At 69.3% G+C, this 22,736-nt stretch carries 21 protein-coding genes; 13 read left to right on the forward strand and 8 right to left on the reverse strand.

The window, feature by feature from the left end; all coding sequences use genetic code 11:
- Nucleotides 1-193 precede the first annotated feature (193 nt).
- Nucleotides 194-1,117, reverse strand: coding sequence for a LysR substrate-binding domain-containing protein (locus ACKI2N_RS25070; RefSeq protein WP_420991494.1), 924 nt, complete (start codon nucleotides 1,115-1,117; stop codon nucleotides 194-196).
- Between the two features lie 369 nt (nucleotides 1,118-1,486).
- On the opposite strand from ACKI2N_RS25070, the gene ACKI2N_RS25075 reads away from it, so the two are divergent.
- From ACKI2N_RS25075 to ACKI2N_RS25115, 9 genes are all read left to right on the forward strand, one after another.
- Nucleotides 1,487-2,833: an amidohydrolase family protein gene (locus ACKI2N_RS25075; RefSeq protein WP_420991495.1), complete on the forward strand. Its 1,347-nt coding sequence runs from the start codon at nucleotides 1,487-1,489 to the stop codon at nucleotides 2,831-2,833.
- Between the two features lie 80 nt (nucleotides 2,834-2,913).
- A complete protein-coding gene (locus ACKI2N_RS25080) occupies nucleotides 2,914-4,305 on the forward strand; it encodes an FAD-linked oxidase C-terminal domain-containing protein (RefSeq protein WP_420991497.1) in 1,392 nt (463 codons plus the stop codon).
- Nucleotides 4,302-5,810, forward strand: coding sequence for a sugar ABC transporter ATP-binding protein (locus ACKI2N_RS25085; protein WP_420991498.1), 1,509 nt, complete (start codon nucleotides 4,302-4,304; stop codon nucleotides 5,808-5,810). Before ACKI2N_RS25080 ends, ACKI2N_RS25085 begins: the two co-directional genes overlap by 4 nt.
- A gap of 10 nt (nucleotides 5,811-5,820) precedes the next feature.
- A complete protein-coding gene (locus ACKI2N_RS25090) occupies nucleotides 5,821-6,789 on the forward strand; it encodes an ABC transporter permease (RefSeq protein ID WP_420991499.1) in 969 nt (322 codons plus the stop codon).
- Entirely contained in the window at nucleotides 6,786-7,754 is a 969-nt protein-coding gene (locus ACKI2N_RS25095) for an ABC transporter permease (protein ID WP_420991500.1), read from the forward strand. Before ACKI2N_RS25090 ends, ACKI2N_RS25095 begins: the two co-directional genes overlap by 4 nt.
- Before the next feature lie 75 nt (nucleotides 7,755-7,829).
- The gene (locus ACKI2N_RS25100; protein WP_420991501.1) at nucleotides 7,830-8,804 is read left to right on the forward strand and encodes a sugar ABC transporter substrate-binding protein; all 975 of its coding nucleotides are present in this window, start codon (nucleotides 7,830-7,832) and stop codon (nucleotides 8,802-8,804) included.
- 37 nt (nucleotides 8,805-8,841) lie between these two features.
- Nucleotides 8,842-9,738, forward strand: a complete 897-nt coding sequence (locus tag ACKI2N_RS25105; protein ID WP_420991502.1) for an intradiol ring-cleavage dioxygenase — start codon at nucleotides 8,842-8,844, stop codon at nucleotides 9,736-9,738.
- 5 nt (nucleotides 9,739-9,743) lie between these two features.
- Nucleotides 9,744-10,046, forward strand: coding sequence for a YciI family protein (locus ACKI2N_RS25110; RefSeq protein ID WP_420991503.1), 303 nt, complete (start codon nucleotides 9,744-9,746; stop codon nucleotides 10,044-10,046).
- 40 nt (nucleotides 10,047-10,086) lie between these two features.
- Nucleotides 10,087-10,398 (forward strand): Dabb family protein, encoded by a 312-nt coding sequence (locus ACKI2N_RS25115; RefSeq protein ID WP_420991504.1) that lies wholly within the window; start codon nucleotides 10,087-10,089, stop codon nucleotides 10,396-10,398.
- 72 nt (nucleotides 10,399-10,470) lie between these two features.
- Here the strand turns inward: ACKI2N_RS25115 and ACKI2N_RS25120 are convergent, their stop codons facing one another.
- A complete protein-coding gene (locus ACKI2N_RS25120) occupies nucleotides 10,471-10,689 on the reverse strand; it encodes a hypothetical protein (RefSeq protein WP_420991505.1) in 219 nt (72 codons plus the stop codon).
- Nucleotides 10,690-10,904: 215 nt separating this feature from the next.
- A complete protein-coding gene (locus ACKI2N_RS25125; RefSeq protein ID WP_420991506.1) occupies nucleotides 10,905-11,306 on the reverse strand; it encodes a DUF883 family protein in 402 nt (133 codons plus the stop codon).
- A 267-nt stretch (nucleotides 11,307-11,573) separates the two neighbouring features.
- Between ACKI2N_RS25125 and ACKI2N_RS25130 the strand changes: the two genes are divergently transcribed.
- The 4 genes from ACKI2N_RS25130 (at nucleotide 11,574) to ACKI2N_RS25145 (ending at nucleotide 15,618) form a co-directional block, all read left to right on the forward strand.
- Nucleotides 11,574-12,002: a PRC-barrel domain-containing protein gene (locus ACKI2N_RS25130; protein WP_420991508.1), complete on the forward strand. Its 429-nt coding sequence runs from the start codon at nucleotides 11,574-11,576 to the stop codon at nucleotides 12,000-12,002.
- Between the two features lie 251 nt (nucleotides 12,003-12,253).
- Entirely contained in the window at nucleotides 12,254-13,831 is a 1,578-nt protein-coding gene (locus tag ACKI2N_RS25135; RefSeq protein ID WP_420991509.1) for a class I adenylate-forming enzyme family protein, read from the forward strand.
- An 829-nt stretch (nucleotides 13,832-14,660) separates the two neighbouring features.
- Nucleotides 14,661-15,299 (forward strand): response regulator transcription factor, encoded by a 639-nt coding sequence (locus ACKI2N_RS25140; protein ID WP_420991510.1) that lies wholly within the window; start codon nucleotides 14,661-14,663, stop codon nucleotides 15,297-15,299.
- A gap of 43 nt (nucleotides 15,300-15,342) precedes the next feature.
- Nucleotides 15,343-15,618, forward strand: coding sequence for a hypothetical protein (locus tag ACKI2N_RS25145; RefSeq protein ID WP_420991511.1), 276 nt, complete (start codon nucleotides 15,343-15,345; stop codon nucleotides 15,616-15,618).
- A 34-nt stretch (nucleotides 15,619-15,652) separates the two neighbouring features.
- On the opposite strand, the gene ACKI2N_RS25150 is transcribed toward ACKI2N_RS25145, so the two are convergent.
- The 5 genes from ACKI2N_RS25150 to pgaB all read right to left on the reverse strand — a co-directional run bounded on the left by ACKI2N_RS25150 (nucleotide 15,653) and on the right by pgaB (nucleotide 22,733).
- The gene (locus tag ACKI2N_RS25150; protein ID WP_420991512.1) at nucleotides 15,653-16,861 is read right to left on the reverse strand and encodes a hypothetical protein; all 1,209 of its coding nucleotides are present in this window, start codon (nucleotides 16,859-16,861) and stop codon (nucleotides 15,653-15,655) included.
- Nucleotides 16,862-16,863: 2 nt separating this feature from the next.
- Nucleotides 16,864-18,693 carry a glutamine--fructose-6-phosphate transaminase (isomerizing) gene (gene glmS, locus ACKI2N_RS25155; RefSeq protein ID WP_420991513.1) on the reverse strand — a complete coding sequence of 610 codons (1,830 nt, stop codon included), beginning with the start codon at nucleotides 18,691-18,693 and terminating at the stop codon, nucleotides 16,864-16,866.
- Between the two features lie 173 nt (nucleotides 18,694-18,866).
- Nucleotides 18,867-19,310, reverse strand: a complete 444-nt coding sequence (locus ACKI2N_RS25160) for a hypothetical protein (RefSeq protein WP_420991514.1) — start codon at nucleotides 19,308-19,310, stop codon at nucleotides 18,867-18,869.
- A 13-nt stretch (nucleotides 19,311-19,323) separates the two neighbouring features.
- Nucleotides 19,324-20,646, reverse strand: coding sequence for a poly-beta-1,6-N-acetyl-D-glucosamine synthase (gene pgaC, locus ACKI2N_RS25165; protein ID WP_420991515.1), 1,323 nt, complete (start codon nucleotides 20,644-20,646; stop codon nucleotides 19,324-19,326).
- 35 nt (nucleotides 20,647-20,681) lie between these two features.
- Nucleotides 20,682-22,733: a poly-beta-1,6-N-acetyl-D-glucosamine N-deacetylase PgaB gene (pgaB, locus tag ACKI2N_RS25170; protein WP_420991516.1), complete on the reverse strand. Its 2,052-nt coding sequence runs from the start codon at nucleotides 22,731-22,733 to the stop codon at nucleotides 20,682-20,684.
- Nucleotides 22,734-22,736 lie beyond the last annotated feature (3 nt).

The raw sequence follows: 22,736 nt of genomic DNA on the forward strand, positions 1-22,736 counted from the left end.
CCCAACAATCAGCAATTCCAACGTTTCTGCCCCTGCCGGCCAGGCAGTCCGCTTTCTTTGCCTACTTTCTTTTCGGAAAAAAGAAAGTAGGTCGCTCCGGGGGAGCGAAAGCCTTTGACTTTGAAGTTGACTTTGAATTTAAGTATTTGAATTTAAGATTTAGAATTTTAAGAAATATAGTAAAAATAAAATATCAAGAAGTCCACTTCCTCTCATAATCCATCCTCTCAAAATGCGCCACCAAAAAATCAATAAAAAGCCGCACCTTCGCCGCCAGGTAACGGCGGCTCTGGAACGCCACATTGATGGTCAGCCGCGGCAGATCCCAGTCATCCAGCACCGGGATCAGCCGTCCTGAGACGATATCGTCGTAGATGATGTACTTGGGCTGCACCAGGATGCCCAGGCCTTCCAGCGCGGCCGCGCGGATCACCTGCCCGTCGTTGGATTCGAGCTTGCTGCGCACCGTCACGGTCCGTTCCTCGGCGTCCTTGCCGCGGCGCGTGAAGTTCAGTTCGTGGGGACGGTTGGCGTACGAGTAGATCAGCATGTGGTGGCGCAGCAGGTCTTCCACCTGGCGCGGCGTGCCCATGCTGTCCAGGTAGCGCGGCGAGGCGGCCAGCACGCGCCGCGTCTCGGCCAGCCGGCGCACCGTCAGCCCGGAGTCCGGCTCGAATTCGCGCGTGCGGATGGCTACGTCGATGCCGCTGTCCATGATGTCGTAGTAGCGGTTGGCGGCGAGGATGTTCACGTCCACCTTGGGATAGAGGCGCGTGAATTCCGGCAGCAGCGGCGCCAGGTGCTTCATCGAGAACGACAGCGAGGCGGTGATGGTCAGCGTGCCGCCCGGCTCCAGCACGTTGGCGTTGACCGCGGCCTCGGCTTCCTTCATCTCCGCCAGCACGCCCTTGCAGCGGCGGAAGAACTCATGGCCCACGTCGGTCAGGTAAAGCCGCCGCGTATTGCGCTCGATCAGCCGCGCCGACAGGCGCTGCTCCAGCGAGGCGAGGTAGCGGCTGGCCGCCGCGTTGGAAATGTCCAGGCTCTCCGCGGCCTTGGTGATGCTGCCCAGTTCGGCGGTCTGCACGAACAGTTCGAGTTCGGTCCAGCGGTCCATCTTGGTCTCCCCGATGCCTTGAGTCTCTTGACCCGGTACGGATTCCGGCGTGCGGACATGGCTGCCGGGCGCTGCTTGATTCTCTCGCCTGGCGGAAAGAAGATTTCCTTGTCCGTCGTTTTTTTCCGTTTGCCGGGAGTATAGAGTTTGTTCCAGCGCATGTCAGCCGCCTCATTCCCGGGGCCATCGGCCGGCAGCGCGCATACCGACAGACAGAGCGGCACGCCGGCACCGGCAGTGCCGCCGCTTACGGAGACAGCTTCATGCCCGCAATCCATCTCGCTTCGACCCGCGCCCGATCCGCCTCTGCGGCCTGTGCCGCCTGCGTCGTCTCTGCCTGCGTCGACCTTGGCTGAGGAGGCCGCGGCCATGTCACGCATCCTGGTTCAAGGCGCCACCCTGGTCACGATGGAGCCGTCGCTCGGCGAGTTCACCGGCGACATGCTGGTCGAAGGCACGCGCATCGCCGCCATCGCGCCGCGCATCGACGCCGCGCGCGCCGGCCACGCGGAGATCATCGACGCGCGCGGCTTCATCGCGGCGCCCGGTTTCATCAACGCGCACATGCATACGTGGCAGACCGCGCTGCGCGGCGTGGCCGCGGGCTGGACGCTGACCGAGTATTTCCGCCAGATGCACGCGGGACTGGCCACGCGCTTCACGCCGGCGGACATCGGCATCGCCACGCTGGTGGGCGCGTGGAACCAGCTCGACTGCGGCACCACCACGCTGGTGGACTGGTGCCACAACAATCCCACGCCGGCGCACAGCGACGCCGCGCTGGACGCGCTGGCGCAGTCCGGCATCCGCGCCGCCTTCCTGCACGGCTCGCCCAAGCCCGACCCCAAGCCCGGCGCGCTGCCGTTCTGGGAGATGCCGCACCCGCGCGGCGAGGTGGAGCGGCTGGCGAAGCGCCTGCAGGGCGCGGAGCTGCTCAGCCTGGGGCTGGCCATCCTCGGCCCGCACTACTCGACGCTGGAGGTGGCGCTGCACGACTTCGCGCTGGCGCGCGAGTTCGGCCTGCTGGCCAGCATGCACCAGGGCGGCGGCAGCGCGCGCACGCCCGAGGGCTGGGCGCGGCTGGAGGCGGCCGGGCTGCTCGGCCCCCATATCAATATCGTGCACGGCAACAACCTGAGCGACGAACAGCTCGCGCGCTTCGCCGGGCTGGGCATGAGCTTCTCGCTCACGCCGGAGAACGAGCTGACGCAGGGCCACGGCTTCCCGATCACGGGGCGGCTCGCGCGGCTCGGCGTGATGCCGTCGCTGGGCGTGGACCTGGAGTCCGGCCTGTCCGGGGAGATGTTCGTGGCCGCGCGCATCGCGCTGGGCGTGCAGCGCGCGCTGGACCATGCCGCCTACCGGCAGGCGCACGGCGAGATCGCGCCGGCGCACGCGGCGAGCTGCCGCGACGCGCTGGCCTGGGTCACCGTGGCCGGCGCGCGCATGCTCGGCATGGCGGACCGCATCGGTTCGCTGGCCGCCGGCAAGCAGGCCGACTTCGTGCTCATCGATGCGCGCCGGCTCAACATGATGCCGCTGCACGACCCGGTCAGCGCCATCGTGATGCAGGCCAGCCTGGCCAATATCGACAGCGTGTTCGTGGCCGGCCAGGCGCGCAAGCGGCACGGGCGGCTGCTGGTGGACGGGCTGGCCGGCAAGCTCGATGCGCTGCGCGAGTCGGGCGAGCGGCTGGTGGCGACGATGGCGGGGTAGTGGGGTAGTGGGGGAGCGGCGGCTCCGGCCGGCGCCGGCCGGTTCGCCAGCAGGATCGACAAAACCATAAGGAGGAGACCATGCATGCAACACCAGACGAGCGCGAGCGCGCGCTCGCCGAACTGCGGCTGATGCTGGGCGAGCGCTGCTCGACCGGCCTCGCCGCGCGCGAGCACCATGGCCGCAGCGAGGCGTACCACGCGGTGAAGCTGCCCGACGCGGTGGTGTTCCCGGAAAGCACCGAGGAGGTCCGGCGCATCGTGGCCGTGGCCGGCCGCGCGCGCGTGCCGCTGGTGCCGTTCGGCGCGGGCACCTCGCTGGAGGGCAATGCCTCGGCGCCGCAGGGCGGCATCTGCCTCGACATGATGCGCATGAACCGCGTGCTGGCGGTCAACCAGGGCGACATGGACTGCCGCGTGCAGCCCGGCGTCACGCGCAAGCAGCTCAACGCGGAGCTGCACGGCAGCGGGCTGTTCTTTCCGATCGACCCGGGCGCGGATGCGTCCATCGGCGGCATGTCGTCGACGCGCGCCTCGGGGACCATGGCGGTGCGCTACGGCACCATGCGCGAGAACGTGCTGTCGCTCGAGGCCGTGATGCCGGATGCCAGCGTGGTGCGCACGCGCCGCCGCGCGCGCAAGTCCGCCGCCGGCTACGATCTCACGCACCTGCTGGTGGGCAGCGAGGGCACGCTGGCGGTGCTGACCGAGATCACGCTGCGCCTGCATCCGCTGCCCGAGGCGGTGTCCGCCGCGGTGTGCCCGTTCGGCACGCTGGAAGACGCGGTCGATTGCGTGATCGAGACCATGCAGGCCGGCGTGCCGGTGGCGCGCATCGAGCTGCTCGACAGCGTGATGATGCACGGCGTCAACCTGCACTCCCACCTCGCTTACCCGGAAAAGCCCACGCTGTTCTTCGAGTTCCACGGCAGCGAGTCGGCCGTGCGCGAGCAGGCCGGGCAGGTGCAGGCGATTGCCGCCGGCCATGGCGCGGACGCCTTCCAGTGGGCCACGCGGCCCGAGGACCGCAGCCGCCTGTGGCATGCGCGCGAGAACACGCTGTACGCGGGCATGGCGCTGCGCCCCGGCGCGCGCGCCATGATCACCGACGTGTGCGTGCCGATCTCCGAGCTGGCGCGCTGCCTGCTGGAGACCAAGCAGGACATCGACGCCAGCGGCCTGATCGTGCCCATCGTCGGCCACGTGGGCGACGGCAACTTCCACCTGCTGATCCTGATCGACCCGGACGACCCGGCCGAGGTCGCGCGCGCGATGCGGCTGCAGGACGCCATGGTGGAGCGCGCGCTGCGCCTGGACGGCACCTGCACCGGCGAGCACGGCATCGGCACCGGCAAGATGCACTTCCTCGAAACCGAGCTGGGCGACGCGGTGCACGTGATGCGCAGCGTGAAGCGGGCGCTCGACCCGCGCAACATCATGAATCCCGGCAAGATCTTCAGGCTCGAATCATGAACGCAATCACAGAAGTCACGCCGCTGTTCGAGATGCGCGGCATCTGCAAGGGCTTTCCCGGCGTCAAGGCGCTCGACGACGTGTCCTTCGCCATCTATCCCGGCGAGGTGCACATGCTGCTGGGCGAGAACGGCGCCGGCAAGTCCTCGCTGATGAAGGTGCTGTGCGGCGTCTACGTGGCCGACGCCGGCGAGTTCTACCACGAGGGCCAGGTGGTCAAGGTCAGCGGTCCGGCCGACACCATGCGCATGGGCATCGCGGTGATCTTCCAGGAGTTCTCGCTGGTGCCCTACCTGGACATCGCGCAGAACATCTTCCTCGGGCGCGAGCCGCGCGGCCGCTTCCCGGGCACCGTCGACCGCGCGAAGATGCATGCCGAGGCGCGCCGCATCCTCGACATCCTCGGCATGGACATCGGCACGCACACGCCGGTGCACAAGCTCGGCGTGGCGCAGCAGCAGATGGTGGAGATCGCCAAGGCGCTGTCGCAGAACGCGCGCATCCTGGTGCTGGACGAGCCCACCGCCGCGCTGTCGGACCGCGAGACCGAGAAGCTGTTCGCGGTGATCGCGCGGCTCAAGGCGGACGGCGTGTCGATGATCTACATCTCGCACCGCATGGCCGAGGTGTTCGCGCTGGGCGACCGCATCACCATCCTGCGCGACGGCCGCAAGGTCGGCGCCTGCCTGCCCGGCGACGCCACGCCGGACGAGCTGGTGGCGCGCATGGTGGGGCGCAAGGTGGACATGAGCTACAGCCGCGAGCGCAACGTGCGGCTCGGCGAGCTGGCGCTGGAGGTGCGCGGCGTGAGCGCCGCCACCGGCATCGCCGACATCGACCTGCAGGTGCGCGCCGGCGAGATCGTCGGGCTGGCCGGGCTGGTCGGCTCGGGCCGCAGCGAGGTGGCGCGCGCCGTGTTCGGCGCCGACCCCATTACGCGCGGCGAGGTGCGCATCTTCGGCCAGCGCATGAGCGGCGGGCCGGAGCGCGCGCGGGCGCTGGGCGCCGCGCTGATCCCGGAGAGCCGCAAGGCCGAAGGGCTGGCGCTGATCCGCACGGTGCGCGACAACCTGCTGCTGGCCGGGCTGCAGCGCGCGTTCCCGTCGCGCTGGTACCGCGGCGAGCGCGCGCGCGAGATCGCCGCGCGCGAGATCGCGCGGCTGCGCATCGCCACGCCCAGCGGCGACCAGCTCGCGCAATTCCTCTCGGGCGGCAACCAGCAGAAGATCGTGATCGGCAAGTGGCTGGCGGCCGAGGCGCGGCTGTTCATCTTCGACGAGCCCACGCGCGGGATCGACGTGGGCGCCAAGGCCGAGATCTTTGCGCTGATCGACAGCCTGGTCAGGCAGGGCGCCGGCGTGCTGCTGATCAGCTCCGAACTGCCGGAGATCATCAATGTCTGCGACCGCGCCTACGTGATGCGCGGCGGCCGCATCGCCGGCGAGGTCGCCCATGGCGAGATGACCGAAGAACGCATTCTGCAACTGGGGATGAACGATGCCTGATACACATGCAATGACGAGGCTTCCGGGCCAGGCCCTCGGCAATCCGCTCGGCAGGATGCCGGGCTCGGTCTGGGTCCTGCTGCTGCTGGGGCTGGCCTTCAGCCTGACGGCTTCCGGCTTCCTGAGCGTGGAGAACCTGCTCAACATCGGCACGCAGTCGACCATCCTGCTGCTGATCGCGCTGCCGATGACGCTGATCATCATGACCGAGGGGCTGGACCTGTCGATGGGCGCCGTGCTGACGCTGTGCGGCGTGGTGCTGGCCATGGTGATGGTGGCGACCGGGTCGCTGCCGCTGGCGCTGGGCGCGGCGCTGCTGACCGGGCTGGCGTTCGGGCTGCTCAACGGCGCGCTGGTGTCGTGGCTGGAGATCCCGCCGTTCGTGGCCACGCTCGGCACGCTGGGCGTGGCGCAGGGGCTGGCGCTGGTGGTCACCGACGGCCAGAGCGTGGTGGGCATCGGCGACACCATCCCGCTGATCTACTCCGGCGAGTGGCTGGGCATTCCGTTCCCGCTGTGGATCGGCGTGGCCTTCTACGGCCTGTTCCACTGGCTGCTGTACCGCACGCGCTTCGGCGCCTACGTGTTCGCGCTGGGCGGCAACCGCGAGGCGCTCAAGTTCTCCGGCGTGCGCGTCAACGCGTACCTGATCCTGGTGTACGTGCTGGGCGGCCTGATGGCCGGGGTGGCGGCGCTGCTGCTGACCGCGCGCATGAACGCGGGGCACCCGACCGCCGCCATCGGCATGGAGTTCGACGCCATCGCCGCGGTGGCGGTGGGCGGCACCACCTTCGACCGCGGCAACGGCTGGCTGCCCGGCACGGTGCTGGGCGTGCTGGCGGTGGGCGTGCTGCGCAACGGGCTGAACCTGGTCGGCGTGCAGTCGTCGGTGCAGGTGGCGGCCATCGGCCTGCTGGTGCTGGTGGTGCTGCTGATCGAATCGTTCAAGGGCACCGGCAAGGGCAAGGAGAAAGCATGAACACGGCCACTCTGTTCCCGCCGCTGTCGGCGGACGCGCGCTCGTTCGCCTACCGGCTGTTCGCGCTCGGGCTGCTGTGCCTGGCGCTGGCGCTGGCGTCCGATGCGTTCCTGACGCTGGGCAACATCCTCAACGTGCTGCGCCAGGCCAGCCTGCTGTTCCTGCTGGCCTCGGGCCTGACGCTGGTGATCCTGACCGGCGGGCTGGACCTGTCGGTGGGGGCCAACGTGGCCATGTCGGCGTGCGTGGCGGCCACCGTGATGAAGGCCACCGGCTCGACCATGCTGGGCATGGGCGCCGGCCTGGGCACCGGCGCGCTGATCGGCCTGGCCAACGGCCTGCTGGTGGCGCTGCTGCGCATCCCGCCGTTCATCGCCACCTACGGCATGCTGTGGGTGCTGCACGGCGTGACCTACTGGTTCATGGCGGGCGAGACCATCCACGGCTTCCCGCCCGGGTTCCGCGCCATCGGCAGCGGCTACCTGCTGGGCGTGCCGGTGCCGGTCTACCTGATGCTGCTGTTCCTGCTGGCCGGCACCGCCATGTCGCAGAAGACCACCTACGGGCAGGAGATCTACGCCATCGGCGCCAACCCGGTGGCCGCGCGCCTGTCGGGCGTGCCGGTGATCAAGCGGCTGGTGCTGGTCTACCTGGTCAGCGGCGCGATGGCCGGCATCGCCAGCCTGGTGTTCCTGGCGCGGCTGAACTCGGCCGAGGGCGACATCGGCGAATCGCTCACGCTGCCGGCCATCGCCGCGGTGCTGATCGGCGGCACCTCGCTGTTCGGCGGGGTGGGGCGGGTGTCCGGCACGCTGGTGGGCGCCATCATCCTCACGCTGGTGCTCAACGGCATGAACCTGCTCACGGTGAGCGCCAACTGGCAGCCGCTGGTGACCGGCGTGATCGTGGTGCTGGCGGTATTCCTCGACACGCTGTCGCGCAAGCGGCTGGGCACGCGCGGCTAGTCAGGGCGGTTTCGGGCGGTTTCGTTTCGCATCACCGGCTTTCGCAGCAACACAACACAGACCACACAAGGAGACATGATGAACGCACCCAAGCTCAAGCAACTGGCCGGCCTGCTGGCCCTCGCCGCCGCCGCGCTGGCCCTGCCGGCCCATGCCGACGGCGAACGCATCGCGGTCTTCACCAAGAACCAGACCAACCCGTTCTTCCAGGTGCTGCGCCAGGGCGCGGACTCGGCAGCCAAGAGCATGAACGCGCGCGTGACGCACTACATTCCCACCAAGCCGGACAGCATCCCCGAGCAGATGAGCCAGATCGAGGACGTGATCGTCAAGAAGGCCGACGCCATCGTCTTCGTGCCGGTGGACTACAAGGCGATGGGCCCTGGCGTGAAGAAGATGAACGCGGCCAATATCCCGGTGATCAACGTCACCGACAAAAGCGACGTGGGCAGCTTCGTGTCCTTCGTCGGCGCCAGCGACTACGACCTCGGCCTGAAGACCGCCAGCCACCTGTTCAAGGCGATGGGCGGCAAGGGCAACGTGATCGTGCTCGAAGGCATCAAGGGCTCGCTCACCAACATCGACCGCGTGCGCGGCCTGCACGATGCGCTCAAGGCCTATCCCAACGTCAAGCTGCTGGCGTCGCAGCCGGCCAACTACCAGCGCCTGCAGGCCCTGCAGGTGATGGAGAACCTGATGCAGTCGTACCCGCAGATCGACGGCATCTTCGCCGCCAACGACGCCATGGCCATCGGCGCCATCGAGGCGCTGCAGGGCGCCAACCGCAAGGCGCTGGTGTCCGGCATCAACGGCACCAAGGAGGCCATCGACGCGATCAAGGCCGGCACCCTGCTGGCCACCGGTGACTACAACGGCTTCGCCCAGGGCTGCCTGGGCACCATGGCGGCCATCCGCAAGCTGCGCGGCATGCCGGTGACGCAGAGCATCGTGCTGCCCGCCACCGTGATCGACAAGACCAACTACCAGGCGCTCGACGTGCCGGTGGAAAAGCGTGCCTGCCCGCGCTGGGAAGACGCCGCCAAGACCTGAGCGGCGCACGCACACTTTCAACGACAGGACAGACATCATGCGCAACCTCGACGAAGAGACCATCACCCAGGCCGTGCTCGCGCGGCATGCCGACATGCCCAACGGCCGGCTCAAGCAGATCATGACCAGCCTGGTCCAGCATCTGCACGCCTTCGCGCGCGAGGTGCAGCTCACCGAAGAGGAATGGGCCGCCGGCATCCAGTTCCTCACCGAGGTGGGCCACACCTGCAGCGGCACCCGGCAGGAGTTCATCCTGCTGTCCGACACGCTGGGCCTGTCCACGCTGGTGACCGCCCAGAACCACAAGAAGCCGCGCGGCTGCACCGAGTCCACCGTGTTCGGCCCGTTCTACGTGGACGGCGCGCCCGAATACGAGCTCGGCGCCGACGTGGGCAACGGCATGGCGGGCGAGCCGTGCTACGTCAGCGGCCGGGTCCGGAGCATCACCGGAGAGGCGGTGCCCGGCGCGCGGCTGGAAGTGTGGCAGGCGGACGCCGAGGGCTTCTACGACGTGCAGCAGGCCGGGCTGGAGGAGCATCGGGGCCGCGGCGCGCTGCGCGCCGACGCCGACGGCGGCTTCCATTTCAAGTCCATCGTGGCCGAGTGCTACCCGATCCCGCACGACGGTCCGGTGGGCCGCATGCTCGACGCGCTCGGGCGCCATCCGTGGCGCCCCGCCCACCTGCACTTCATGATCTCGGCGCCCGGCTACCAGACGCTCATCACTCACGTGTTCCGCGAGGGCGGCGAGTATCTCGATTCCGACGCCGTGTTCGGCGTGCGCAGCTCGCTGATCGGCGACTGGGTGCGGCACGACGCGGGTACCGCGCCGGACGGCACGGTCTCGGCCACGCCGTTCTACACGCTCGATTTCGATTTCATCCTCAACCCGACGCCGGCCGCGCCGGCGGCAACCCCATCCAACCGGAGGTAATTCCCATGCTGTTCGTATTCCATCTGCTCGACAAGCCCGGCGCCGGCGAACTGCGCGCCAGGATCCGCCCCGAACACAAGGTCTACCTGGGCGCCAAGGCGGACAGCATCGCCTTTGCCGGCCCGCTGCTCGGCGACGACGGCGAAACCATGGTCGGCAGCCTGCTGGTGATCGACTTCCCCTCGCAGGCGCAGGCCCGCGCCTGGCTGGCGCAGGAGCCGTTCACGCGGGCCGGCGTATACGGCCAGTCCACCATCCACGCCTTCGCCAACCTGTGGCCGCAGAAGGCCGGCTTCCCGCCGGCCTGAGGCTGGCCGGGCCGAACGAAGACCTAGGGGAGAAGGAATCGTGTCCATCGTCAAACACATCGTGATGTGGAACCTGCGCGGCGAGACCGAGCGGGACAAGCGCGACGCCGTGGCCAGGCTCAAGCAGGCCTTCGAAGGGCTGCGCGGGCGCATACCGGGCCTGCGGCACCTGGAAGTGGGCGTGGATTCGAGCAGGGTCAACTACGCCTGCGACGTGGTGCTGTACTCGGAGTTCGAGTCGCAGAGCGCGCTGGAGGGCTATGCCACGCATCCGGAGCATCTGCGCGTGAAGGAAGAGCTGGGCGACCTGCGCATCTCGCGGCACCAGGTCGACTATGAGGCGCCGGCCTAGGCGCCGGCCTGAAGCGGGGGCGAAAGCGGCGGGGGGCGTGGCCCCCCTTCGTTTTTCGGCCGCTGGCCCCGGTCAGCCGCGCGCGGTGAACTGCGCGGCCGGCGGGAACACGCGCCACGAGCCATCGCCGTGGCGGAAAAAGAACAGCTTGTCGGCGGCGCGCTGCACGCATACGTAAGGTACCCGCCCGCCGTGCGTCCTGCCGAAGCGCGCCACATGCACCGGCAGGCCCTCGGCGGGGGCGATCCATTTGGCCACGATCGCGTGCAGGGTGGTGATGTCCGGGCCCATTTCGTCCTCCGTGTCATCGGCGGCAGCCTTGGCGCTCCGGTCTTTGCTGTCTGGCCGGGCGTCGCGGCATGCCTTGATTCCATCGTAGGCGGGCGGGGCGCGCGGCGGCGTCGGCGGGGCGGCAAATGCGTATCGGCGGCGGCGGAATCGGGCGTAGGGAAATGGCCTACAAGCGGAGGGCGCCGGCACCGCGGCCGGCAGCGCGGCGCGTGGCTTCAGTCGTAGTCGCGGCCGCCGCCGCGCATCATCAAGCCGAGGATGATGCCGATGCCCACGGCGATGCCCATCGAGCGCAGCGGCTGTTCCTTGACGTAGGCGGCGGTGTCTTCGGCCCGCTGCGACAACTGCTGGCGCACGTTGTCGGACAGCCCGCGCGCCTTGTCCCGGGCCGATTCCACCTTGTCCAGGAACTCCTGCTTGGCTTCGTTGACGGCGTCGGCCGACATGGCGGGAATGCGGCTGATCAGGTCGTCGAGCTCGCGCTTCAGGCCCGACGCCTCGATGCGGGCCACGGTGCCGACCTGCTTGCCGGCGTCCTTGGCGGCGTCGACCACGTTGGCGGTGGCGGTGCCGACCTTGCCGGCGATGCCCGGGATGGCGTTGGCTTCGTTTTCCATGGGGAGTGCTCCTTGGGATATGTGCATGGGAATCCTGGCCGGGCGCGGGCAAGACGTGCGCCGGCGGGAAGGAACAAGGCGCAGGTTCCGTGCCATGCCGCGGCGCCGCGCGGGCGCGGGGCGCGCCGCGCCGCGCGCACAGAAAGTTACCGCCTTTGTAATTCTTCCCGGGCCGCGCCGCCGCGACAGCGCGCGCGGTGGCGCCGGCGCGCTCTGGCATGTTCGTTGCGCTCACACGTAACGTCCTACTTTCTTGAGGAGACGAACATGAACCAACTCGATCCCGCCGGCGGCGCGGCCATTGTCGGCGGCGGCGTGGGCGACGGTCCCGGCCCGGAGGTGATGGCGGCTTCCACGCTGGACGGCAACAAGGTCTATTCCTCGGACGGCGAGCACGTCGGCAAGATCTCCGAGATCATGCTCGACGTGCGCGGCGGGCGCATCGCCTACGCGGTGCTGACCAGCGGCGGCTTCCTCGGCATGGGCGACACGCTGCACGCCATCCCGTGGGGCGCGCTGACGCTGGACACCGACGAGAAGTGCTTCCGCATCGGCATCACGGCGGAGCGGATCAAGAGCGCGCCGGGCTTCGACAAGGATAGCTGGCCGTCCATGGCCGATCCGCAGTGGGGCACCACGCTGCATGAGTATTACGGGCGCTCGCCGTACTGGATCGGCGAGGGCGGGCCGCTCTGAGAACATAGGGCATACGGCATGCCATTCTGGTAAAGGGCCCCGGGAAATCCCGGGGCCTTCCTGTTTCCGCGGCCGCAAAACATAACGCCGTGTCCATGCGAGAATCCCCCGGTTCCGCCGCAACCGGGCGGACGCACGGACGAACGGCGCGGCCCTTGCCCGTTCGGCGACATGAATCCGTTCGCGAAAGCCGCCGCGGCCCGTGCCGCCGCGGCGGCCGATCGCGGCGCCAAGTGGAGACAGGAATTCCCATGGGCATCACAGACGGCATCACAGAACTTCTCGCGCGGCCGGTCGGCAACCTGGCCGACTGCGTGCGGCTGCACGCCGCCGAGCGTCCCGCGCACCTGGCGGTGATCGACAGCCGCCGGACGCTGACCTACGCCGAATTCGACGCGCTGGCGGACCGGGTCGCCAGCGCCCTGCAGCGCGACGGCCTGCGGCCCGGCGCGGCGCTGGCCATCTGCGCGGCCGCGTCTGCCGAGTACGCGGCGGTGCTGGTCGGCGGCCTGCGCGCGGGCGTGGCGCTGGTGCCGCTGGCGCCGTCTTCCACCGCGGCCAGCCTGGCCGGCATGGTGGCCGATGCCGATGCCCGGCTGCTGTTCGTGGACGCGGACGTGCTGCGCGAACTCGCGCCGGTGCGCGGCAGCATCGCGGTGCCGCTGGTGGGGCTGGCCGGCGCGCCCGCCGGGCAGTCGTTCGAGGCCTGGCTCGCGCCCGCGGGCAGCCGCCCGCGGGAGCAGCCGGTCGAGCCGCAGCAGGTGTTCAACATCATCTACTCGTCGGGCACCACGGGCACGCCCAAGGGCATCGTGCACCCGCACGAACTGCGCTGGAACCAGATCCGCCGCGTGCAGGAAAGCAGCGGCTATGGCCCGGACGCCATCACGCTGATCTCCACGCCGCTGTACTCCAACACCACGCTGGTGAGCTTCCTGCCCACGCTGGCGCTGGGTGGCACCGCGATCCTGATGCCGAAGTTCGACGCGCAGCGCTACCTGGAGCTGGCCGCGCAGCACCGCGTCACGCACAGCATGCTGGTGCCGGTGCAGTACCAGCGCCTGCTGGCGCGCCCGGATTTCGACAGCTACGACCTGTCTTCCTACCGCATGAAGTTTTCCACCAGCGCGCCGCTGAGCGCCGCGCTCAAGGCCGACGTGCTCAGGCGCTGGCCCGGCGGGCTGGTGGAGTACTACGGCATGACCGAGGGCGGCGGCAGCTGCGTGCTGGCCGCGCATGAATTTCCGCACAAGCTGCATACCGTGGGCCGCCCGATGGAAGGGCACGACATCCGCCTGATCGACGACGAGGGCAGGGAAGTGGCGGTGGGCGAGATCGGCGAAGTGGTGGGCAGTTCCAGCACCATCATGAGCGGCTACCACAAGCAGCCCGAGAAGACCGCCGCCGCCCACTGGCGCGACGCCACCGGCAAGCTGTTCATCCGCACCGGCGACGTGGGCCGCTTCGACGAGGACGGCTTCCTCACGCTGATGGACCGCAAGAAGGACATGATCATCAGCGGCGGCTTCAATATCTATCCCAGCGATCTCGAAGCCGTGCTGCAGCGGCACCCCGACGTGGCCGACTGCGCCGTGGTGGGCGTGCCGTCGCAGCGCTGGGGCGAGACCCCGGTGGCCTTCGTGGTGCCGCGCGACGGCGCCTCTTCGCTATCGGCCGAAGCGCTGATGGGCTGGACCAACGAGCAGGTCGGCAAGACCCAGCGCCTGGCCGCGCTGGAGCTGGTGGCGGGGCTGCCGCGCAGCGCCATCGGCAAGGTGCTCAAGCGCGAGCTGCGCGACGCGTTCCGGCCCGCGCGCGCGCCGGACTGAGGCGCCAGCGCGGGCACGGCCGGATAATCTCCTTGTCCCGGGACGGGAAATGCCATCGGCCGCGGACGGGCACGTATACCCGGAGATTGCGGCGGCGGAAATGGGAGAATCGGACTCATCCATAAAACTTCCAGAAACCCCGCCTTAGTGGGGAGAAAAAACGCTAGCTGCGACATATTCTTCCCCATGTAAAGATATCAATTGTTAATCGAATATATTCGCCGGCGCCGCGCAAAGGCGGGCGAATATAAATTGCGAATTGACGGCGGGCCGATCGCATCCGGCCACGCTTGATTTCGCCGGGTGGCGGGCGGGTGGATGAGCGAAGGGCCGACAGATAACGGCTCAGGTTCCAAAAACGGAAATGGCGGGAGACCGGGGCCCTTGCCCCGCCTCCGGCTGCTGGCCTCCGATGCAGGTGGCATCCGGCCCGCCAGGATAGATGGCATGGCGCAGCTTTTCCACCGATGCGGGAAAACGGGCCTGTACCGCCCTTTTCGCGCAATCCCGGACCCGGATGGGGGCGATTTTTTCCCGCCCCCCGGGGGCCGCGCATGCATGCCATCCTCACGATCTTCCGATTTTCGCGCGCGGCCGGAATGCCGCTGTGCAATGAATTTCTTTCCGCCGAAAAATCCAGGCAATCGCCGGGCTGGAAGTAAATCCAGTTCCATATCGGGCCGATTGAATATTTCTGATTATTACGGCGCATCGGGCTTGAGCCGAACCATAAGAGGCAGAGCATATGAGAACCGACATCATTGGCCACGGGGCCATGAACGCATTGCTGATCGAAGACAATCCTCTGCTCCGATTGGGATTGCTCCACATGCTCGGTAGTATCGAGGGGGTCGGCGAGGTGATCTGCGTGGCGCCGGCCGAACTGGCGATGCTGCGCGGCCCCATCGGCGACATCGCGCTGGTGGTGCTGGGGGTGCCCGCCGAAGCGGAACGCCAGCAGTGGCTGCTGGAAACCGCGTGCACGCTGCTGTCGCCGCAATACCTGCTGTTGTTCGCCGACGCCATGCTGCCCGGCATCCTGCCGCCGGGGCTGGCGCGCGGCAGTTGCACCTGGCTGCCGCGCTCGGCATCGCTGGGCGCGATCGAGGCGGTCATCCGCCTGGCGCTGGCCGGCAAGGTGCGCGGCGGCGCCGGCGAGCCGAAGCCGGAGCGGCACCTGTCGCTGGCGACGCTGCCCGCGCAAGGCGGCGCCGACCTGATCGGCGAGGCCCAGCTCCTGCAGCTCACGCCGCGCCAGTACGAGGTGCTGGTGCTGCTGTCGCAGGGCTACCCGATCAAGACGGTCAGCCGGATGCTCAATATCTCGGTGGCCACGGTGAAAAGCCACGTGGCGCTGATCTACCAGCGCCTGCAGGTGCGCAACAAGACCGAAGCCATCTATGCCGCGCGCCAGCGCGGGGCCCGGCTGGACGCCGAGCGGGGCGAGCGCCGCGCGGCCAACGGCTGACGCGCGGGCGTTGCCGCGGGCCCGCAAAGGAAAGGGTGGGGACATGCGTGCCAGGTACTTCGCTTACCGCGGCTTCGAGATCCGGGCATTCGCGCAGCGCAGTTCCACGGGCCTGTGGATCAGCGCATACGAAGCCTTCGCGGTCAGGGAGCCGGGCGCGATCGACCTCGGCTCGGTGCTCAGCGGCAGGTTCGTCTGCGACGGCCTCGATCACCGGCTGGCCCTGGATGAGGACGAAGCCATCGAGGAAGCGGCGGCGCTGGCGCGGGCGGCCATCGAGACCCGGGAGATCCTGGCGTCGTGCGGGCACCGCGGCTAGCGCATGGCGCGCCGTGGCGGGCGCGCGCCATGCGCTATCGGCACAGATCGGCCGGCGAGGGCGGCGTGGCCGCGGCGAGGTCGAAATCGGCTTCGCGCAGGCCGGCCGGCGTCAGCGAGATCCAGTGCAGCGACGCGGCGGAGTGCGCCAGGCCCAGGCTGCCCTGGATGGTCCACGGAATCGGCGAGGGCTGGCTGCCGGCCAGGCGGACGGCATCGGCGGACAGCGCCAGGTGGAGCAGGCGGCCGTCGCGCGCCGGCGTGAAGGCCTTGTCCCCGATCACCGCGATGCCGGCCTCGCGCACGCTGGCCGGCATGCAAGGCAGCGAGGCGGCGACGCGCCCCGCTGTGTCCAGCAGGTGGGCGAAGCCCTTGCCGTCGTCGCCGGTGCCGACCACCAGGAAGCGCCCTAGGGCCGGCACGTATGCCACGCCGTAGGTGTAGTAGGCCAGGCGCTCGTCGAGCACCTGCACCGCGCGCGGCGCCGCGTCGCCCGGCCGGTAGACCGCCGTCTTCAGCCTGGCATAGGTGCGGTCCGGCACGTATTCCTGCCAGGCCAGCAGGACTTCGTTGTCCGAGGCGGCCAGCAGCGGCCACCACTGCCGCGCGTCGCGCGCCACGTCGGCGCTGCGCAGCAGCTTGCCGGCGCTGTCGTAGGTCTTGAGATAGACGCCGTTGCCGGTGCCCAGGTCGTCCACGCCGCCGCCGTCGACCCAGTCGTCCGAATAGAACACCACGAAGCGGTTGCCGACCGCCGCGACGTGGCCGGAGTGGCCGCCGGAGCGCACGTCGCGCACGCCCGCCCGCCGCGGCTGCAGGTCGGCGCCGTACACCAGGTAGCGCTGGCTCACGCTGCGGGCGGTGTTCCAGCCGTCCTCGAAGGTCAGCATGATGCGGCCGTCGGCGGCCTGCGCGACCGAGACCGGCTCCTGTGCCTCCTTGCGCGCGAACAGCACGCGCGGCTCGCCAAGGGCGCGCTGGCCGGGCGCCCAGGCGGCGACGTAGATGTCGTGGGTCCAGTTGCGGTCGCGGCCCGGGCCGCGCGGCGGCAGGCCCGAGCTGCTGAAGAAGACGTAGGTCTGGCCGGCCGGCCCCGCCGCCGCGCCGATGCCGTGCATGTACGCGCGCCGGTCGATGCCGGCCGCCGCCGCGGCATCCGGCGCCAGCGCCGGCGCCCCGCACAGGGCGCCGGCGGCCAGCAGCGGCAGCAGGCCGGCCAGGCGGGGCGTGGCGCGCCGGGCCATGGTCACTCCACCGTGACCGACTTGGCCAGGTTGCGCGGCTTGTCCACGTCGGTGCCGCGCGCGCAGGCGGTGTGGTAGGCCAGCAATTGCAGCGGCACCACGTGCAGGATCGGCGACAGCCGGCCGTAGTGCTCCGGCATGCGGATGACGTGCAGCCCGGGCGCGTTCTCGATCATGGTGCCGGCATCGGCGAACACGTAGAGCTCGCCGCCGCGCGCGCGCACTTCCTGCAGGTTGGACTTGAGCTTTTCCAGCAGCGCGTTGTTGGGCGCGACCGTGATGACCGGCATCTGCTCCGTCACCAGCGCCAGCGGGCCGTGCTTGAGCTCGCCGGCGGCATAGGCTTCGGCATGGATGTACGAGATCTCCTTGAGCTTGAGCGCGCCTTCGAGCGCGATCGGGTAATGGATGCCCCGGCCGAGAAACAGCGCGTTCTCGTAGCGCGCCAGCGTGGCGGCCCAGGCCTTGATCTGCGGCTCCAGCGCGAGCACGCCGTTGAGCGCCGCGGGCAGGTGGTGCAACTGCTGCAGCATGACGGCTTCCTGCCAGGCGCCCAGCCAGCCCCGGCACCGCGCCAGCGTGGCGGTGAGCACGAACAGCGCCACCAGCTGCGTGGTGAAGGCCTTGGTGGAAGCCACGCCGATCTCGGTGCCGGCGCGCGTGAGAAAGCGCAGGCCCGCCTGGCGCGTGATGGCGCTGCCCGCCACGTTGCAGATCGCCAGCGTGTGGCGATGGCCGATGCGCTGCGCGTGCCGGAGCGCGGCGAGGGTGTCGGCGGTCTCGCCCGACTGCGAGATCACCAGCACCAGGCACTGGGGATTCGGCACGCTGTCCCGGTAGCGGTATTCGCTGGCGATTTCCACGCTGGTGGGAATCTGGGCGATCGACTCCAGCCAGTACTTGGCGGTCAGCCCGGCGTGATAGCTGGTGCCGCAGGCCAGAATCAGCACCGAGTCGATGCGGGAGAACATCGCGGCCGCGTCGGCGCCGAACAGGGCGGGGTCGAACGCGGCCAGGTTCTCGGTGGCGTCGGCGATCACGGCCGGCTGCTCGAAGATTTCCTTCTGCATGTAGTGCTGGTACGGGCCGAGCTCGATGGCGGCGGCGGTGGCGGCGAGTTCGTGGGTCTCGCGCGTGACCGGCTCGCCGTGCCGGTCGACGATCGACACGCCCGCGCGCGACAGCATGACCAGGTCGCCCTCTTCGAGATAGATGAAGCGCTGGGCATTGCCCGTGAGCGCCATGGTGTCCGAGGCCAGGTAGTTGCCGTCCTCGCCCAGGCCGACCACCAGCGGGGAGCCGGAGCGCGTGCCGATCACCAGGTCCGGCTGGCTGCGCGTGAACACGGCGATGGCATAGGCGCCCTGCAGCTGGGCGCGCGCGAGCTGCACGGCGCGGCACAGGTCGCCGTCGCCCTCGTGGTGGAAGGCATGGTGGATCAGGTGGGCGATCACCTCGGTGTCGGTCTGCGACTCGAAGACATAGCCGCGCGCGCGCAGGGTCTCGCGCAGGGCTTCGTGGTTCTCGATGATGCCGTTGTGCACCAGCGCGATCTCGCCGCTGGAGAAGATCGGGTGCGCGTTATGGGTCAGCGGCGCGCCGTGGGTGGCCCAGCGCGTGTGGGCGATGCCCACGGTGCCCTCCAGCTGGCTGCGGCGCACCTGCTGCGCCAGGTTGGTCACGCGCGCCACGCTGCGCGCGCGCCGCGGCTCGCCTTCCTGCAGCACGGCGATGCCGCACGAATCGTAGCCGCGATATTCGAGGCGCCGCAGTCCTTCGAGCAGGACCGGCGTCACGTTACGTTGAGAGACTGCACCGACAATGCCACACATGATGGTTCCCCCGGGATATGTAAGTTCGGCAACTTCAGCAATTCAGCCACTTCAGCAACTTCAGCAATTCAGCGGCCACGGCAACCACGGCAACGGCGGCGAGTCCGTGCCCGGCGAAGGCTGCGCGCGGCTGCGGCCCGCACGGCCGCGCGCAGCGGGACGGGCCGCGCGGATCAGGCGAGTTCCTGCTGCAGCGGCGCGACGTGCGAGATCAGGCCGTCGTCGTCGTGGTAGGCCACCAGGCGGCGGCTCGGCCCCACCGCCAGCACCACGTCGCGGGCCAGGTCCAGCGTCGCGGCCGGCGCCGCGCGGGCGGGCCGCATCGCGCCGGAGACGCTTTGCTCGAGTCGGCGCACCGTGGTCCACAGCGTGAGCGACAGGACCATGCCGAGCACGACCAGCACGTCGGGCACGATCCCCCTGAGCGTGAACTCGTTGCTGCCCGCCGAGGTGACGCACCAGTGGATGTAGAGCGCCGCCATCACCCAGATCGAGGCCACCAGCAGCGGCCGCGCCAGGCGGTACCAGAGATAGCGCCGCAGCGCCTCGCTGCGCGCATGGCGCTGCAGGTAATGCCTGAGCGTGGTGCCCGAGGCGTCGATGATCGGATTTTCCATGATGGTTTCCTCCTCAATGGTGCTTCTCAAGTTGCGTGACGTACGACGATGCCGGCGCAGGCGGTTGCGGCGGCGCGGATGCCGGCGTGTCCGCGCGGATGCCCCGGTCGGGGCTGACCCACCTGGCCCGGGTGCGGCGCTGGTGCAGCAGCACGCTGGGCAGGGCGATCACCGAGGCGACCATGCTGATGGTCCAGAACGCGACCGGGTACCAGATCGTGTCCAGGAGATAGCGCAGCAGCCGCGTGTCGTAGCGGTGGTCGATCGCGCAGCCGACCACGATCTGCAGGCAGCAGGTCAGGAAGAGAAACACGCCGGCGCCGCGCGGCATGCTGGCGAAGCGCCAGGAATCGGGCAGCGTGAACAGCGCGGTGGCCGCCGTCATGGCCAGCGTGAACAGCATGCAGTAGGCCCACACCACGCTGATGGAGTATTCGAGAAAGATCGGCCACATCATCGGCCGGTTGCGCGCGACGATGGGCGCGGCGTAGCGGCGCAGCACCTGGATGCCGCCGCGCGCCCAGCGCAGGCGCTGGCGGAACAGGCCCCGGAAGGTCTCCGGCATCAGGATCCAGCTCAGCGCGCGCGGCTCGAAATGCAGGCGCCAGCCGTTGACCTGCAGCTTCCAGCTGATGTCGATGTCCTCGGTCAGCATGTCGGGGCTCCAGTAGCCCACGCTGCGCAGCGCGCTCTTGCGGAACATGCAGATCACGCCGGACACGGTGAGCAGGCGGCCGTACATTTCCTGCGTGCGCTTGATCAGCCCGACGATGGAGGAGAACTCGCCCACCTGCATGCGCCCCAGCAGCGAGGTGCGGTTGCGGATGCGCGGGTTGCCGGTGACCGCGCCCACGCCGGGGTCCTTGAGGAAGTGGCGCAGCATCCAGCCGATCGCGTCGGGGTCGAGCAGCGAGTCGCCGTCGATGCAGAGCAGGTACTCGGCATCGGTCAGCATGGTGGCCGTGGTCAGGCCGATGGCCTTGCCTTCGTTGTTGTTCTGGTGGATCACCAGCAGTTGCGGATACTGCTCGGTGAGCTCGTTGAGGATGGCGCCGGTGGCGTCGCTGCTGCCGTCGTTGACGGCGATGATGTTGTAGTTGGGATAGCGCAGCCGCGCCAGGTTGGCGACGACCTCGCGCACGTTGTCCTGCTCGTTGTAGCAGGGCACGATCACCGAGACCTTGGGGAACTCGGGCGGGTCGTCCGCCCGCGGCTTCTTGCGCTCGCGCCGTTCGATCAGGAAGTAATGCAGCAGGCCGCCGGTCATCCACAGGTATGACATGAACAGCGGGTAATAGAAGACGAAATTCGAGATCAGGCTCGCGGTGCTTTTCATGGTATCTCCCAGCTTCCTTTTTCGTTGCCGCGCGCCTAGGCCTTGATGCCCACGCGCGGCCGGACCAGGTTCTGCATGGACATGACGTCGCGCAGCACGGCCAGGTCGGGCTGGCCGGCCATGAACTGGTCCGGGCAGTAGCCGAGGTGCTTCGCGCCGGCCACGCGCAGGCGCTCCATCTGGGCGCGCAGCGCCGTGCTGGGCACCGGCGCGCGGGTGCGCGCGTCCAGCGTCAGCAGCGCGAAGACGGTCCTGGACAGCGCGCCCGGGTGCGCCGCCACGGCGGCGGCCAGGCTGTCCAGCCAGGGCGCCGGCGGGGCGCCGCCGCCCGGGTCGGGATAGGCCATCAGGTTGACGAAGTCGTACCGCGCGGCGAACACGTCGAGGTCCTGGGCCAGGCGCAGCGCCGCGCCGGGCCGGAGCACCGCGTCCGCCGGCAGGCTGCGCACGGTCAGCACGTTGCCGCCGCCCTGGTAGTCCTTGATGGCGTCGGCCAGTTGCCCGGTGAACCTGACCAGGTGCTCGAGCCGGGCGTCCGACCAGCGCCGCAGCAGCTCGGGGTCGGCCTGGATCGCGGCCAGCCCGCGCGGCAGCCCCCAGTCGGCGTAGGCCGCCAGCGCGGCTTCGCCGGCGTCTTCGTCCATGCCCAGGCTGGCGTCTTCGCCGAACACGATGCCGTTGAAGCTGGTGTAGCGGGCGAGGTCGTCGTAGATCTCGCGGATGGTGTTGCGCGCGAGCGGGTCGAACGGACTGAGCCGCGTGCGCTGGCGCGGCCCGGAGCCGTCGCGCGGCGTGGTGGCGGCCGGCGCGGCGACCACCAGCCGCGCCGCCGCCGGATGGCCCGCCGGCAGCCGGAAGGCGAGCACCGGCATCGCCGCGTAGACCTGCACGCCGGCGCGCGTGATCAGCTGCCATGCGGCGCGCGAGAACAGGTCGGCGCGCACCGGCATGTGCCGGTTGGGAAAGTAGAGCGCCTGCGCGGTGCCGCTGCCGTCGGGGTCGTGGTAGGCCTGCAGGTAGACCGATTTCGGCTCCAGGTCCTTGATGCGGTCGAGCAGCCGCGACAGCCGCGCTTCCTGGCGTTCGGGGTCGGGGTCGTAGACGTCGTCGAGCGCCACGTTGACCACCCGCTCGACCGGCTCGCTGTCGCCGCGGTAGGCCGATTGCTGGCGGAACTGCCCGAGCATGATGCCGGCGTCCCAGTCATAGGAGACCAGCAGCCGGCGGATCTTGCTCAGCGGCACGTCGGGCGTGTTGGGGCCGTCGTCGAGCGTGAAGTGCACGTGCATGCCGAGCTTGCGCGAGGCGCCGATCAGCACCGCGTTGTACATGCCGTAGGGCCACACCATCGAGCGCGGCTTGACGCCGGTATTGGCCAGGATCAGGTCGGCGCTCTGCTTGAGGTCGGCGCCCACGCGGCCTTCGTATTCGGCGTCGGTCTCGTAGCGCTTGAGCGCGGCGAGGTAGAGATGCGTGCTTGCCGCCGGCAGCTCGTTGCCTTGCGGGTTGGCCACCGCGCCGTAGTGCATGTCGTGCGTGTGCGAGGCGATCTCCACCAGGCCGGACTGCGCCATCTCGCGCAGGTTGCTCCAGCTCATGAAGTAGCCGCTCGGCATCACCGACTTGTGGCTGATGCGCACCGGCCGCTGCGCCGAGGCGTTGGTCCAGCTCGACACCACCGCCACCAGCGCCGGGTAGTTGTATTGCCGCAGCAGCGGGAAGGCCTTGGTGTACTGGCTCTGGTAGGCGTCGTCGAAGGTCAGCAGCACGGCGCGCGCGGGCAGGGGCGCGCCGCCGCCGCGCGAGGCGATGATCTGGTCGACGCTGACCGGGTGGAAGTCGTTGCCCTTGAGCCAGGCGAAGATGTTGTTGAGCGTGGCGGTGCTGATGGCGCAGGTATCGGCCACCGTGTCCACGTCCGCGCGCAGGTCGTCGCGGATGTCGTGGAAGGCGAGCACGCGGAAGGTCAGTCCGTCGTCGCGGTCCGGCGGCGGCAGCAGGGGCAGGCCGTAGCGGGCGTGGACACTCTGGGTCACCGACAGCGCGCCGGCCAGGCCCAGGAATTTTCGGCGATTGAATTGGCTCATGAT

The organism is Cupriavidus sp. 30B13 (assembly GCF_049059565.2).
Classification (GTDB): Bacteria; Pseudomonadota; Gammaproteobacteria; order Burkholderiales; family Burkholderiaceae; genus Cupriavidus.